Annotated in this window: 18 protein-coding genes; 1 reads left to right on the top strand and 17 read right to left on the bottom strand. The window is 38.5% G+C overall.

Annotated elements, in window-relative coordinates:
* Positions 1-640 precede the first annotated feature (640 nt).
* Positions 641-757 (top strand): type I toxin-antitoxin system Fst family toxin, encoded by a 117-nt coding sequence (locus Q0Y70_RS03885; RefSeq protein WP_297816876.1) that lies wholly within the window; start codon positions 641-643, stop codon positions 755-757.
* A gap of 217 nt (positions 758-974) precedes the next feature.
* On the opposite strand, the gene Q0Y70_RS03880 is transcribed toward Q0Y70_RS03885, so the two are convergent.
* From Q0Y70_RS03880 to Q0Y70_RS03800, 17 genes are all read right to left on the bottom strand, one after another.
* Complete coding sequence (locus tag Q0Y70_RS03880; protein ID WP_297816872.1) at positions 975-2,069, bottom strand: GH25 family lysozyme; 1,095 nt, start codon at positions 2,067-2,069, stop codon at positions 975-977.
* Between the two features lie 72 nt (positions 2,070-2,141).
* The gene (locus Q0Y70_RS03875; RefSeq protein ID WP_297816870.1) at positions 2,142-2,531 is read right to left on the bottom strand and encodes a hypothetical protein; all 390 of its coding nucleotides are present in this window, start codon (positions 2,529-2,531) and stop codon (positions 2,142-2,144) included.
* The gene (locus Q0Y70_RS03870; RefSeq protein WP_297816868.1) at positions 2,518-2,703 is read right to left on the bottom strand and encodes a hypothetical protein; all 186 of its coding nucleotides are present in this window, start codon (positions 2,701-2,703) and stop codon (positions 2,518-2,520) included. The genes Q0Y70_RS03875 and Q0Y70_RS03870 overlap by 14 nt, the downstream gene beginning before the upstream one ends.
* Entirely contained in the window at positions 2,675-2,965 is a 291-nt protein-coding gene (locus tag Q0Y70_RS03865) for a hypothetical protein (protein WP_276804578.1), read from the bottom strand. Before Q0Y70_RS03865 ends, Q0Y70_RS03870 begins: the two co-directional genes overlap by 29 nt.
* Positions 2,966-2,975: 10 nt before the next feature.
* The gene (locus Q0Y70_RS03860; RefSeq protein ID WP_276804577.1) at positions 2,976-3,389 is read right to left on the bottom strand and encodes a hypothetical protein; all 414 of its coding nucleotides are present in this window, start codon (positions 3,387-3,389) and stop codon (positions 2,976-2,978) included.
* Complete coding sequence (locus tag Q0Y70_RS03855) at positions 3,346-3,540, bottom strand: XkdX family protein (protein WP_297816861.1); 195 nt, start codon at positions 3,538-3,540, stop codon at positions 3,346-3,348. Before Q0Y70_RS03855 ends, Q0Y70_RS03860 begins: the two co-directional genes overlap by 44 nt.
* Positions 3,540-4,001, bottom strand: coding sequence for a hypothetical protein (locus Q0Y70_RS03850; RefSeq protein WP_297816856.1), 462 nt, complete (start codon positions 3,999-4,001; stop codon positions 3,540-3,542). The genes Q0Y70_RS03855 and Q0Y70_RS03850 overlap by 1 nt, the downstream gene beginning before the upstream one ends.
* 51 nt (positions 4,002-4,052) lie before the next feature.
* The gene (locus Q0Y70_RS03845; protein WP_297816853.1) at positions 4,053-4,322 is read right to left on the bottom strand and encodes a hypothetical protein; all 270 of its coding nucleotides are present in this window, start codon (positions 4,320-4,322) and stop codon (positions 4,053-4,055) included.
* The gene (locus Q0Y70_RS03840; RefSeq protein WP_297816849.1) at positions 4,319-4,726 is read right to left on the bottom strand and encodes a hypothetical protein; all 408 of its coding nucleotides are present in this window, start codon (positions 4,724-4,726) and stop codon (positions 4,319-4,321) included. Before Q0Y70_RS03840 ends, Q0Y70_RS03845 begins: the two co-directional genes overlap by 4 nt.
* Positions 4,727-5,134: a hypothetical protein gene (locus Q0Y70_RS03835; protein ID WP_297816845.1), complete on the bottom strand. Its 408-nt coding sequence runs from the start codon at positions 5,132-5,134 to the stop codon at positions 4,727-4,729.
* Positions 5,135-5,527, bottom strand: coding sequence for a hypothetical protein (locus Q0Y70_RS03830; protein WP_297816838.1), 393 nt, complete (start codon positions 5,525-5,527; stop codon positions 5,135-5,137).
* A gap of 6 nt (positions 5,528-5,533) precedes the next feature.
* The gene (locus Q0Y70_RS03825) at positions 5,534-7,576 is read right to left on the bottom strand and encodes a BppU family phage baseplate upper protein (RefSeq protein ID WP_297816832.1); all 2,043 of its coding nucleotides are present in this window, start codon (positions 7,574-7,576) and stop codon (positions 5,534-5,536) included.
* The gene (locus Q0Y70_RS03820) at positions 7,566-7,778 is read right to left on the bottom strand and encodes a hypothetical protein (RefSeq protein ID WP_276804570.1); all 213 of its coding nucleotides are present in this window, start codon (positions 7,776-7,778) and stop codon (positions 7,566-7,568) included. The genes Q0Y70_RS03825 and Q0Y70_RS03820 overlap by 11 nt, the downstream gene beginning before the upstream one ends.
* 2 nt (positions 7,779-7,780) lie before the next feature.
* Positions 7,781-9,568 carry a phage tail spike protein gene (locus tag Q0Y70_RS03815; protein WP_297816829.1) on the bottom strand — a complete coding sequence of 596 codons (1,788 nt, stop codon included), beginning with the start codon at positions 9,566-9,568 and terminating at the stop codon, positions 7,781-7,783.
* On the bottom strand, positions 9,565-10,293 hold the full coding sequence (locus tag Q0Y70_RS03810) for a hypothetical protein (RefSeq protein ID WP_276804568.1): 729 nt from the start codon (positions 10,291-10,293) through the stop codon (positions 9,565-9,567). Before Q0Y70_RS03810 ends, Q0Y70_RS03815 begins: the two co-directional genes overlap by 4 nt.
* A complete protein-coding gene (locus tag Q0Y70_RS03805; protein WP_297816825.1) occupies positions 10,290-13,235 on the bottom strand; it encodes a hypothetical protein in 2,946 nt (981 codons plus the stop codon). Before Q0Y70_RS03805 ends, Q0Y70_RS03810 begins: the two co-directional genes overlap by 4 nt.
* On the bottom strand, positions 13,228-13,467 hold the full coding sequence (locus tag Q0Y70_RS03800) for a DUF5361 domain-containing protein (protein WP_297816821.1): 240 nt from the start codon (positions 13,465-13,467) through the stop codon (positions 13,228-13,230). The genes Q0Y70_RS03805 and Q0Y70_RS03800 overlap by 8 nt, the downstream gene beginning before the upstream one ends.
* Positions 13,468-13,513 lie beyond the last annotated feature (46 nt).

Here is a 13,513-nt window from a genome sequence, read left to right as displayed (position 1 = left end):
TGGCTGTCAGGGCCGGCTCCTGCCGTAGTTTAATGGAAACCTCTCCCTGAAGCACAGGAGAGCCATTCCATAACGGGTCGCTCAAGCAAGACGTCAGCCCTAATGCTGCCATTAGAATGAATCCTAAACGTCTCATAATTTGGTTAAGAATTTATTGTATCAATCTACAAAAATACGCATTAGGGATGAATAATCAAAATTCTGAAACCACTAAAACAGATACTGATTTAAATAATAATTAGCTAATAAAAACCACCTTTGATAGGTGGTTTTTATTTTATACATCATCAGTAGCAAACTGTTTCATTCTTTCCATATTTTTAGCTCTGAGCATTAAGTAACTTTTGAAAGAATAAATTTTATCTAAGATCAAATTTTAAGATAAATAAAAAGTACCCTTGATAAACTAAAGGTACTTTTTAGGCTTAGATGATCATATCATCTACGAAAATATTAATAGTGGAGATGAGGGGTTCAATATATTGGTGCTTTTGTTTAAAATAAACCGTTAATTTTCTATTATATAAGCATATTTATAGTTTATTTAAATACTGTTTATTAGTTTTTCCTAGTCAAATTCCTAGTCATTTAATTCTTTGATATAATTATTTCTGGCAACTATGCCTCCCCTTGAAAGGAGGTGAGTGTTTTGAAAGAATTCCTAACTTCGGTTGTCGCCCCAGTCCTTGTGGGTATAGTACTTGCACTATTCGATCACTGGTTAGATGATTGGCATAACAACCGGAAAAATAAATAGTTGCCTTTCTACCCTCAGCGCTTAGCAAGTTGCACTAAGCGATAAAAAAAGCATTACCTTTTGTAGCTATCAGGTAATGCTTTTTGAGTGCTTGAAATTTTGAATTCCTAACTTTGTTGCAAGTAAAGTATAACACAGAATCACAGTATAAATCACATATTTTATTTCACAACAAAAAAGCCACTCCAGGGCAAACGCTCCAGAGTGGCTTTTAATTTTAATATAGGATAATTTTACATTTATTAGCTGATAAATATTTACCGCCGTTCTTACCATATACGATTAGATACTTACCTACCCGACCGAATACTTTGTAAGAGTTACCTTTTGGTAAATGCTCAATACCAGCTGAAGGTTTTGTTTCGGCTTGCGTATAAGCGTCATCGGCGGTAATCTGACACACTACGCCGTTAGCCTTATCGTTAACCGCTAAAGGATTGATCTTAGTAATCCCGTCAGATTGCGCAAACCATTGAGAGCCGCCTGCGTTTACTGCACCATCTTTAGCTTTAAATATCTTATACGTTTCGCCCGGTTTCTTGATACTGCCTTTTATAGGTTGGGTTAAAGTAGCATCTTCGTAAAGTTGCGCACCGCTTGGACGTGTAACCATAAAACGACCTAACTCATTATAGTTTACTAAGGGATGCCAACTCATTTCGTCACCTTCTTTTTCTGCTTGTTTATCAGTGTTGATAATGGCAATATTACCATCTACACCAAGGTTGCGCCAGTTGTCGGTAAATTGCCAGATGGCTACACCGTCCATAGATGGGAAGTAATTAAAATTAGGACTTGAGACAGCCGTGCCATTACCGGCTGGATAAGCTGCTACCCATAAACTGTTTGAATACTTAGCGATAATTTGACTGGTAAAGACTGCATTTTTCAGCAAGCTGGCGCCAGAATAAAGCATAGGCTTATACCCTGCTTGTTTGATTACGTCCATAGAAGTCAGAATAGCGCTGGTATTATAGGCTGCTGGCCCTCTAGTTACATTTCCCGAACCTGTTTCCCAGTCAGTTGCCAAGTAGCTACCGGCTGGCAAGCCCATAACTTTAGCAGTAGCTACAGCGTACTGTGCTTCTAGTCTTGCAATGCTTGAGTTACCGCTAAAAGTAGCATAAAAGTAACCCATCACTTCCATGTGGTTAGCTTTAGCACTAGCGATCTGACCAGCCCCATTAGGATTGGTGTAAGTGGTGCTTTGACTCACTTTCACGATCGCAAACTTAGCTCCAGCTTTCGCATAACTATCTAGATTTTTTGATTGGTAGCTGGCTACATCCACGCCAAACGTGTTTTTCTGCATTCTTTAACACCGCCTTTCTAGGTGGTTCAGTTTCGTGAGGAAAACTGTTAAAAACATATTCGTTATAAGTCATTACTTAACCTCTAAGTTATCTAAAACTGCATCTTCATCATGAACTGGTGAAGGTGTGGTAACCTTAGGAATTTCAATTGGCTCAGGTTTGGACTTATGAGTTTGTTCATACTCATACTGAACTGCGCCTTTAATAGTTGCAGTGTCTACACCTTGATCCTTAACCTGGCTTTCAACTGACTTAACCGCATCTTCAAACTTAGATGTTCCCGGCTTGTCATATCGTTCTTGGTTAGCAACTGCCCACTTAGCGAGTTCACCAATATGTTTAAGTTTACCTGCTATTTCTGGATCATTCTTTTTGCTGTATTCGTAGTAACTGGCAATCTTACCAGCTACATACATCACAACCATCGCCGCCCAAGGCAGCCACTCACTAATCGTCTTCATGTTCCTTCACATCCTTATCAGCCCGCTTAGCATCTTCAGGTTTTCCACTAACGAAAAAAGATAGCCAACGGGCTACCTCTTGTTGAATATCTGTAGGCACTTCATCAAGTGACATAACACTTGATTGCACCAATACTACATAATCAATCGTTCTTACACTTGGTTTTTCCATTTTGTTTACCTCTTAAATTTTCACTTTCCAAACACTTAATCTTTTTTCTCAATGCTTCATTCTCGGCATCTAAATCATCATATGCTTTTTCGCTGTCTAACCAACGCTTACGGTATAAATCGCGATCTTGTCGCAATTCTTCCTTGTCGCTTTGGTTATTATCATGACTTAGTTTCTTTAAAGCATTCCACGCCGTTATGCCTGACACAACGCCAGAGATGAGAAGTGCTATTTCACGAATTAAACTCGCCCATCCTTGCACTTCTTATCACCTACTTCCTGCGTTTCACAGTTTTAGAATGCATGGCCAAATACTGGATCACTAACAACCAGCCTATCATTGCAATAATCGAAAGAATACGACTATAGTCGTGTACCACTAGCACATGACCAATCTGCAAAACCGTCAGCATCGTTAAAAAAAATGCTGATAGTGCTAGCAGAATTGCATTAGCTAGCTGACTTTTTCCGCCGGCGACAACAAACGCAATCAACCCAATACCAATGGCTAGTGCGATAGCATCAACTAAATCGTTATTAAAAAACCATTGCCATTCGGGCGGCCAATAAAAAAACGAATCGTTAATTAATAGCGCTGTTCCCATGCTAGCGATGACTAAGCCAAGAATTAAATGGAGCGGATTAAGCTTTAGGTTTCTCCACACTTGCACCAGTTCCTGCTTCATAAGTATCACCCGTGATTTCTTTGTAGTCCTTAGCTGTGATGGCTCCGGTCTTAACAAAGCCTTCGATGGGGGCGCCCCATTCGTATGATTGAGTGACTAAAGCCTTCATAGCCTTCATTGATGCCGTCCAGTCAAAATTGAAATTAAACATTACTTGTCACCTTCCTTTACAGTATCCTTTTGCAAGCTAGCAGCGAATTGTGAAAGTTGTTGAACGGCTGGAAGCAATTGACCAACAACTGCAGTCATTGAAGTTTGCGTTTGTTGAACTTCTTGTAATGCCTTTAAAGTATTATCTACTTGCTGATCCTTAGCTTTTTGATTATCAGAAATCGTCTTAATACTGCGAGTAAGTTGGTTAACTTGCAGTGGTAAAGATTTACCAGAGTTATCAATCCAATCTTGAGTTGCATCGCTCCAGATTGCGTCTTTCAAGTCTTCGGCTGGCTTTTGCAAGTGGAATCTCCAAGGTAAATCTTCCTGTGCGATATTCTTTGGAACTGGCACCGGTAAGTGGTGGAACAGTTCGTTTGCATTATCAGGATCGCAGAAATATGCGATTTGATAACCGTCCGTTAAAATTTTGATTAATTGTTTTACTAAATCTTCCATAATTATTTTTCCTTCCATAAATAAAAAAGCCCTCGCTGGGGCTTTATCTAACTATATATATGTGGTAGATTTCACATCTTTAGCTTTAACGTAATAAGCATTAGGTTCAGAACCTAAAACATAATATTTTGTATTATCTCGCCAAACAACACGATTAATTGAAAAGCCGGAAATATCTTTATCAAATGGCTCACTAAGATGTGTTTGTGTTCCATCTGACATTAACTGATAAACATCAACAAAATAGTGTTGCTCCCCAATTCTCCAACAATTAGGATCAGGAACATATCTATATTTTCCAATTAAAATTTCTTCAATCATATAACCACCCCACTTTCAAGGTGGCTAAACAGCCGTATATAGAGGGCTTTAGCTACCCCCCCATTATAAATAAAGGTGGCGTCTTTCAATAGAGGCTCAATGTCTTTATATTTATACCAATATTGAAAATTGTATCGCGTCATCATATGTATAAATTTTTCTCCATTCGGAGCGGTGATTACGCCCATTATTAAATACAACATGCTTGTTGAAATAGCCCCATTGTTGTATTCGTCTGGAGTCAAACTTGAAAATACTATTCTATCAGTATTTGTATTTGCATCTGGATTAAAATTCATATAATAGCGTGCAATTGATGAATTATTATTATTAAATTGAACAATTTTACCAGCTAGTTTAGGAACAAACACACCTTCAACAGTCATAATTTCAGAGATAGCCATTTATGCCACCTCCAAGCTATGAAAACGTTGATATATCAGTCTATAGAGGGACCTAATTACCCCCCCCGAAATTAGCTGGACGTCACTAGCTTTAACAACGTAGTACGTAGCGCCTTCGCCATACATACCACCCCCACCGTAATAAAAGCAATAAAACTTCTGACCAGCATAGCTTCCTTTATTTGGAATAATCGTCGCCATAGGTCTGTCTGAGTATCTTGTGATACCACTTAGTGGTAGTCTATAGGCACTCCCAATAGATGTATCATAGTTCACATTGACCTCAATGTTGTTTCCACTACCTGAAACTCGATAAGTATCTACAATGTCGTCTTTATTAGAAACGTGCATAGCACTAATATCTTTAATGAATTTTCCGGCACTTGTAATGATTTCGCTAATAACCATTTAACACACCGCCCCTCTTAAAGAAAAACGATGCAATAGCTTGATAAAGGCGGATTTTACCCCCCCCATGAAAGTTAAATCACTATATTTCACAATGACCTGAGCTAGCGCGTAACTATCTTCTCCAAAAGGTTCATAACTATATCCTGATTCTCCGCCTTGAGTTAAGCTATATAAAATATTTCTCGCACCGCTTTGAATAACAGCATATAAAACATCTTTCAAAATAAAAACTGATTGAAAAGTAAAACCAGAGTCATAACCGTCTGAATATCCAAATAAATTTTTATTATTTAAATCGTAATAAGGAATTCCTTTATTAATTTTTACTCTAGTTCCGGCTGGCAACATTTTTACATACTTACCTTCACTTGTCATAATTTCTTTAATCATTGTTATCTATCCTTTCACCATAATAATCGCATTCGGGTGGCTGGCTAAATACGTGTTGCCCTCAGCTTCACTATTAACAACGTGAATGTCAGGCATGGTTGATTTTATTTGATTGATCTGCTGCTGAAGACTATTGGTGTCCGGACGGCCATCAATGTGATCCCAGTTAATACGACCAGTAAACTTACCGCCCGAATCGATAGCAGCTTTTTCTGCTCCGTTCCACCTAAAAGAGATATGGTTAGAGTTGTCATCGCCTAAATCAATCACTAAATCCAAGTTATCGTTGCCATTCTGATCGCCATAAATCTTTGCGTTATCAGTTCCGCCAGTCCAAGTTAAACCACCAAGGTTACCAGACCTGTCATTGATGTCCCCACCGTTCCAACTAATGACAGATCTTTTATGCATTCCTCCACCATCTAGAGGCAAAGAATTATATGCCCTATTTTTAATATCATTTAACGCTCTAGCAGTTCTTTGTAGTTCCGCATCATCGTCTAAATCAATAGCCATTGTGCCACTATCTGAAACTTCATTAGAAGTGTAGTTCTTTGTAAACAACTCAAAATTGCCACTTGCTTCATTAAAATGAATATTGCCGTTGAATAACGAATAGCGATATTTAGGCTTGTTAGTTAACTTAGTCCAGTCTGGTTTATTAGCCGCAATTTTGTCATCAATATCTTTATTAGAGTAAGTGGAAGATGGTTGTTTAATTTGTTGCCAATCGGTATATTTTCCACCGCCTGCGCCTCTATAAAAAATAATACTTGGATTATTAGTAGAGTAGGCTAATTGCCAACCATCTGAGTCTTCTCTATAGCAAATAATCATTCCGTATTGATCGATGGGAGGAATATGTGCGATCGTTTGCCACTGATCGGCTGTTAAATTTCTTGTGTTATATCTACCCTCAGGGAGCTGATCTAAATCGGTTACTCCAATTGGATAAGGGACAGCTCTAGCAACCGCAACCTCTGAGTTTTTAGCATAGCTAGAGAAATCAATCGCATTAAAGTCAGCCTTTAATTGGTCAACCTTAGCTTGTACCGCGTCAGCCTTACCATTTAAATCAGGCAATTTATTTTCAAGTAAATCCGTCACTTTATCAGCAACTGGCTTTAGCTTCTCTTCAAGTACCTTCTTGTAGTCGGCTATGCCTTTTTCAAGCTTAGTCTTTTCAGCGTTCCAATCAGTTTGGATTTCTGCAAGCTTGGTTTGGAAGTTATCGTTCGCAGTTCTAATTGCAGTATCACGATCAACATTAAACTTAGCTTTCAACGTATCCCAATCGGTAGAAATACTATCCCGCTGGTTTTTGGCTTGCGCTAAGATTTCAGCTTTACGAGCTTCCCAATCAGATTGGATTGAAGTAATCTTGCTGTTCCAGCTTGCGACTAATTCGTTGTACTTAGCTTGATACTGGCTATTCAGTGCGTTCAAGTTATCTTGACGCGTCTTAATATCTGCGTCCACTTCTGCAGTTTTAGTAGTAAGCCAATCTTGCGTTTTCTTAGACATATCAGCTAACGTCTGAGTAAGTTGCTGTTTAGACTCGTTGGTTAACTGATTTTGCTTGTTTAACTGGGTATTAGCGTTAGCAAGGTAATCTTGAAACTGCTTTTCCATATCCTCTAAAGCAGAAACATAATTATTACTTGGTATTTCGGTGCCAAACTTAGCACTCACTTCATAACCAAACTTAGTAGTAGAAGCCACTAAATTATCACCTTCAACCACACTGAAATAGCATGTTGCATTACCAATTGCTTGTGCAATTTGTTCAGGCAAAGTAAAAAGCCAAACCCCATTTTCTTGAGAAAAACGGGTTGGCTCATTTTCAATTTCTATAACCGTGCCATCTGGTTTGGTAGCATGAAAAGCTAAATTGGTGGCACTAATATTATACTGACTCCACGCATTCGTTAATCTAAATGGTTGAACATATCCCTTATCGCCTTGAGTCAATTTAAAAGGACGTACGATAAAACGAACATCTTTTTGAACATCAAGGTCTAGTGTTGGAAGTCGTGGGTTATTTACCATTATTATCACCCTTTTCTAAAGTTTCATAAACATCTGGAACGTTTTCTTTCAATATTTTTAGTAGCTCTTTTTCACGATCAATATGTTGCTGGAGTTGAACTCGTAAAATTGTATTTTCACGCGTCAGACTGGCATTCATGCCAACATACTCGTTAACTATTCTAACTGGGTCAACATTATCAGCTTTTTCAAAATAATTCATAATTATCCTTTCAATCTGTGGAGCTTAGCAATATCAGCACCGGTTAAGTCTTGACCGCCTATATGAGCGGAGCCACAAGTAACTTTACCTGGAGTGTAAAAGCCCTGTGGGGACCAGTTGCCAGCTCCAGTTAAATTAATATAGCCATCTGAAAAACCAGATTGGTTAACTGAAAACCCATTAGTAGACATAACTGTTGCAGATGATCCGCCAGCCACTCTAAAGTAACCAGATTGCGTTGCATCAAAGGTAACGCCCTCTAACGTTCCGCCTTTAATATGCGCCCCGTTAATGTCATAACCTGTGATAGTTTCACCATAAATTCCATCTGCATAAAGCTGACCATTACCACCTAACAGGCGACCACCCCAATTAAAACCACTAGAGTTTAATTCAAAATTACCGTCCCTACTTTTAATGGTAGAAACTGGCGGAATACCTTGCACGATATTGCCATTTTGATCGTAAAACTGCAATGGTGATCCACTGGAATTTCGACTTACGAAATCAGAAATTTGCTTTTTAGCATCATCAATTTCTTTACCAGTCTTCTCTTCCACCTCACGTATGGCTTTTTGTACTGTTTGAATTTGCTTGCTAGCTTTTTCATCAACTTCAGTAAGCTTACGTTTGGTTTCTTCTTTTTCTTTTTCAAGATCATCTTTTGCACCTTGTTCAACATCATCAATGCGATTATTTAAATCATTGATATCTTGCTGATTTTTAGCGTCATTGTGAATAATGCTATTAGTTAAACTTCCTTGAAAATCGCCTAAGTGTAAGGTTTTAAAACGATCCTGCAAAGGTTCTTTTACTGTTTGAGTAATTTCAGCAGTTGCATGAATACCTAAGCCTTGATAAATAACTGTTAACCGGTCACCTAAATGCAAGTCAACCGCGCTAAGAGTGCCTTTATATTCAAGAGTTTGCGATAGATCTACAAATGAAACATCGATAGATACCTTAGGTTCACCCACATTGTTATCTTTAATGTAGGCATTACCTAATTGCCTTAATGCTTCAACTGTTGGTGTTTCTTTGCTATCAAATTTTGGGCTAAAATCAACCGGCAAAATTCTACTGTAAGAAAATAGATTAGCATTCTTTGTTTGAATAACTTTTTCCGGTAAATAGATCGTGGTGGTTTCTTTATCCTGCTTGCTAGTAGCATAAGGGAAAATAGCAGTATCAACTTCTTGCAAGTTTTCTTCTTGCTTGACGTCAGTTAAATTATTGCCATATCTAACCACGTAACTAGTAGCCACTCCGCGATTTTTATTAAAATTAATATTCCAATTGTCCCAGTTAAATTCGCCCTTAAAAACTGATAAAAACGAATTATCACTAGCCATTAGAATATCTTTAACAGATCGTGGTTTATCAATATTCAAAGAACCGACTGTTTGAATATTTGATTCAAAAGTAAATGGAATTGTAGAAACAGCATGAGATTTTATTTGTTCCCACAATTGTGCCGGCGTTCCGCTTGCAGTAAATGGAACTACTGGAAGATGAGATAAACGATAGCTTATATGTTCGGCATAAACAGTAACGATCCCGCCAATTTCACGACTAGTTTCGTAAATCTGGAAGAATTGTTTATCTGTGTAGATTAAACGGTTTTTAGCGATTAATTGAAAGTTAATCCCATCAACCGGATAATCCATCTCCAGTTCATAACTTCCATTGATTTTTTCAGTGATCTCCAAACGCGTAGCATCTGATAAACGGCCAAGTCCATTAGTATCAGGCGTTGTTGTTCCATCTGGATAAATTCGTGGAATACTCATAGAGTGAACCACCTCGTTTTCATCTGGATTTCTGAAATATTATTTGAAACTGTTACAGTTCTACCACCAGGTTGAACCTTTAAAGGATTGTCACTGGAAAATTCCACACAATCATTAAGTAATTGTGCGCCGCTATAGCATTGCATCGTTTCAGTATCTACATAGAGATAATCAACGTTGTGAACATTCTTAACTCTAATCGTGTAGCCATCAATGGTTACACTGCCCCATTCACTATTACTAAGCCTTAACTTAAGCAATGGAGAAAATGAGAAAAGAGTTGGATTATATAAACGATCAGATGGATTGAAAGTACGCCATTCGTCGCCAGAAACTAAAAAACGCTGGGGCTTGCAACTGAAAGTTAAATCGAACCTAGCGTTTTTAATATGCAATGATGGACTGATAGAATTTAACCCTTCTTTATAGTAGCCTAATCGAAACTCACCAGGATTTACTGAATCCGAAATTTTAACATATCCTAATTGCGAAAGAACTACTTGCTTTAAGTCTGCAAGTTTATCTTTAGCATTGCCTTCAATATAGCAAGAATAAGTTACGTCAATATTTTCCCAAGAACCGCCATCAATTACTAAATCGCCATTACGTCCAGGAACGGCCACTGTTGTGACATTCCGTTTTGGAGCATTAAATAGTGACTTGCGTCCAAAATGAACGCCCCAGTCACTTAAATCGTAATCACCAATAACTAATTGATTCGTCATGCAATAGCCGCCTTCTTTCTCTTATAATCGCGATCAATCTTTTCAATAACAACGTCAGCCAACTCATCAACATCTTGACCTTTAGCTCCGTAAACATTAATAGTTGTTTGCGAACTAAAGCTAGAATTGCCAGAATTAAAGCCGTTTGAACCTGGTACATAAGGCTGTGGTTGTGTCTGAATTGTTAAAGCTCCACTAGTCATAGAAGCTAATTCATTAACAGCTGACTTAACTAAAGGAATATTTTTTCTAATACCTGTAGCGAAACCAGCCATCATATCAGGCGCATAAGTATGAAAGTCAGATAATGGCCCCACGTCAGGCTCTGAGAAGTGCAAGAACTTACGAACCGCACCAGCCACGTCGCCTGCTGCTTTACCAACGGCATCAATACCACGCCGGATACCACCTACAAAGTTATCAATTAAGTCAGATGCCCATTTACCAGCTTCATGTGCGACATTGCCAATACTACGTAATACTGACTTAATGCCATCAACTGCACTACTTACGGCAGATTTTGCGCCATTCATTGCGCCAGAAATAGTAGACTTAATACCATTCCAAATAGTGGAAGTGATTGACTTAATTGCATTCCACACAGTAGTAACGACTGCTTTAATGCCATTAAAAATGGAAGTTGCAACAGCCTTAATACCATTCCAGATAGTGGTTGCAATATTTTTTATTTCGTTCCAAACAGCAGACCAATTACCTTTAATTGCTGCAGTAATAGCACGAATTACGGAGGCAACGACATTAATGGCTGTGGTAACAATAGCCTTAATCTCATTCCAAACCATCATTGCTAAAGCTTTAATGGAATTCCATATTGCATTCCAAATAGTTTGGATAACAGTAAGCGTGGTTTGAATTATACCTTTAACTACGTTAATAGCAGTAGTGATTACAGTTTTAATTACATTCCACACAGTAGTTGTTACGGTTTGAATTGTATTCCAAACAACAGTAAAGACCGTAACTAAACTATTCCATATGGTAGTGGCTACCATCACAATAGCACTCCAAATAGTAGTAAGCACCGTTTGAATTACATTCCAGACAGTTATAGCCACGGTTTGAATTGTGTTCCATACCACAGTAAAGATAGCCACTAACCCATTCCATATGGTAGTGGCTACCATTACGATGGTGTTCCAGATTGCGGTAAGTACTGTTTGAATTATCGTCCATGTGGTCATAGCAACCGTTTGAATCGTATTCCAAATTGTGGAGAACACTGTTACCAATATATTCCAGATAGTAGTTGCAACTGTGACAATAGTATTCCAAATAGTTGTTAGTGTCGTTGAAATCAAAGTCCAAGCAGTAATAGCAACTGTTTGAATTCCAGTCCATAAAGTCGTAAAGAATTCGACTAAAGCGTTCCACAGGTTTTCGAATGCTGAAATTATTGGTGCAAACATTACTAAAAAATTATTCCAGTAAGTCGTTGCTACCTGAACAATGCCATTCCATAAGTTGGTAAAGAATTGACTCACGCCATTCCATACTGAAGAAATTCCAGAAACAATACCATTCCACAATCCTGAAAAGAATGAAGTAATTCCATTCCATACGTTTTGGACTGCTTGCACGACAGTTGTAAATACTGAAACGACACCGTTCCATGCTGCACTTACTCCAGAAACTATACCGTTCCATAAATTGCTAAAGAATGAAGTGATGCCATTCCAAACATTTTGAACCGTTTGAACAGCAGTAGTAAATGCTTGAACTATCGCATTCCACACAGTAGTAGCAATTTGGACTAAGCCGTTCCAAGCGGTCTTAAGGAAGTTAACGAAGTTAGCCCACAATTGGCGACCTGTTTTTGTCTTAGTAAAGAAAACTACTAAAGCAGCAACTACTGCAGCGATTGCAGCAATAATTGCAATAATTGGATTAGCTGCAAGAACACCCCATAAAGCTTGGAATGCTCCAATTCCTTGAGTAATCACACTATGAATTGCCGCAGCTGCTTTAAGCGCCTTAAAAGCAACTACTGCGGTCGTAACTGCAGCAACCGCAATTTTTACGCCAGCCGGCAATTTGTTAAATGCCGTTAACGCAGTACGTCCAATATTTTGCAATGTATGCAAAATTAAAGGTGCAGCATTACTTACAAATGTTTCAGCTGATTTTATCAGGTCATCAATAGCTTGATCTAACGGTATTGGACTTTCACCGGATAATGCGCCAAGGAAGTTCTGCCAGGAACCTTTTAGCATATTAAAGGAACCTTCTAGTGTTGTCGCGGCTTCTTTTGCCGTCGTTCCAGTAATTCCCATTGACTTTTGAACAGCATGAATTGCTTTAACAGTATCAGCAAAATCTCCAACGGTATAATGCTCACCAGTCAGTTTTTCAGCGTCTTTCATCAAACGCTCCATTTCTGACTTGGTACCACCATAACCGAGCTTCAAGTTGTCAAGCATTGCGTAGTTACCACGGGCTAAAGATTGATAAGTCTGCTGGATACTATCCATGTCAGTACCCATTTTGTTAGCGTTGTCTGACATGTCAATCATAGCCATGTTTGCCAAGTTAGCGGCTTCTTTAGTGTTACCACCAAGTGAAGAGATCAAACTGGCTGAGAAACTAGTTACGTTTTCCATGTAGTCATTAGCTGACAAGCCCGCAGTTTTAAACGCAACCATCGCGTTTTGCTTAACTGTGTTAGCTGAATTTTTAAATAGAGTTTCAACACCGCCAAGTGATTGCTGGAGTTTTCCACCTTCAGTTACTGCTGAACCAATGAACTTACCAATTGCAGCCGCACTAATTACGGCTTTCATTTTACCAATGATTGACTTACCAAGTGTTGAACCACCTGAGTCACCAGCTGGTGGTAAGTCCTTGTTTAAAATACCTTCAACGCTTGATTTAATTCCTTTTGCTGACGGAACAATTTGAACGTATGCTTTACCTATTTCAGCCATGACTTACCACCTCCTCAAGCAATTTATTACGTGCATTTTCAAAGTCTTGACCACTAGCAAAGTTTTGATGATCGTCTTCCACTTCTTTACGTGGAAGTAAACTTTGAGCAATTGACTTTGGTCTATTCTTGTTGTGTTGGGCATCTTTAGTTTTTGCCCAAACCAGCGTTTGCAATGCATCGACAGCTAACGCAGATAAGTAAGTATCAAACGTTACTTTCTGTTTCGACATTAGCCGTTTAATTCGGCTATCTTCCGGCAATCCAAACGCATAGACT

Origin of the sequence: uncultured Lactobacillus sp. (genome assembly GCF_947367085.1) — a bacterium.
Classification (GTDB): Bacteria; Bacillota; Bacilli; order Lactobacillales; family Lactobacillaceae; genus Lactobacillus.
Note: the sequence above shows the minus strand (reverse complement) of the source record. Positions and strands in the feature narration are given on the sequence as shown.

Excerpts from the sequence above, each read along its gene's own strand:
- Q0Y70_RS03880 (WP_297816872.1), bottom strand. The coding sequence starts at position 2,069 with ATGCAGAAAAACACGTTTGGCGTGGATGTAGCCAGCTACCAATCAAAA.
- Q0Y70_RS03875 (WP_297816870.1), bottom strand. The coding sequence starts at position 2,531 with ATGAAGACGATTAGTGAGTGGCTGCCTTGGGCGGCGATGGTTGTGATG.
- Q0Y70_RS03870 (WP_297816868.1), bottom strand. The coding sequence starts at position 2,703 with ATGGAAAAACCAAGTGTAAGAACGATTGATTATGTAGTATTGGTGCAA.
- Q0Y70_RS03860 (WP_276804577.1), bottom strand. The coding sequence starts at position 3,389 with ATGAAGCAGGAACTGGTGCAAGTGTGGAGAAACCTAAAGCTTAATCCG.
- Q0Y70_RS03855 (WP_297816861.1), bottom strand. The coding sequence starts at position 3,540 with ATGTTTAATTTCAATTTTGACTGGACGGCATCAATGAAGGCTATGAAG.
- Q0Y70_RS03850 (WP_297816856.1), bottom strand. The coding sequence starts at position 4,001 with ATGGAAGATTTAGTAAAACAATTAATCAAAATTTTAACGGACGGTTAT.
- Q0Y70_RS03845 (WP_297816853.1), bottom strand. The coding sequence starts at position 4,322 with ATGATTGAAGAAATTTTAATTGGAAAATATAGATATGTTCCTGATCCT.
- Q0Y70_RS03840 (WP_297816849.1), bottom strand. The coding sequence starts at position 4,726 with ATGGCTATCTCTGAAATTATGACTGTTGAAGGTGTGTTTGTTCCTAAA.
- Q0Y70_RS03835 (WP_297816845.1), bottom strand. The coding sequence starts at position 5,134 with ATGGTTATTAGCGAAATCATTACAAGTGCCGGAAAATTCATTAAAGAT.
- Q0Y70_RS03830 (WP_297816838.1), bottom strand. The coding sequence starts at position 5,527 with ATGATTAAAGAAATTATGACAAGTGAAGGTAAGTATGTAAAAATGTTG.
- Q0Y70_RS03825 (WP_297816832.1), bottom strand. The coding sequence starts at position 7,576 with ATGGTAAATAACCCACGACTTCCAACACTAGACCTTGATGTTCAAAAA.
- Q0Y70_RS03820 (WP_276804570.1), bottom strand. The coding sequence starts at position 7,778 with ATGAATTATTTTGAAAAAGCTGATAATGTTGACCCAGTTAGAATAGTT.
- Q0Y70_RS03815 (WP_297816829.1), bottom strand. The coding sequence starts at position 9,568 with ATGAGTATTCCACGAATTTATCCAGATGGAACAACAACGCCTGATACT.
- Q0Y70_RS03810 (WP_276804568.1), bottom strand. The coding sequence starts at position 10,293 with ATGACGAATCAATTAGTTATTGGTGATTACGATTTAAGTGACTGGGGC.
- Q0Y70_RS03805 (WP_297816825.1), bottom strand. The coding sequence starts at position 13,235 with ATGGCTGAAATAGGTAAAGCATACGTTCAAATTGTTCCGTCAGCAAAA.
- Q0Y70_RS03800 (WP_297816821.1), bottom strand. The coding sequence starts at position 13,467 with ATGTCGAAACAGAAAGTAACGTTTGATACTTACTTATCTGCGTTAGCT.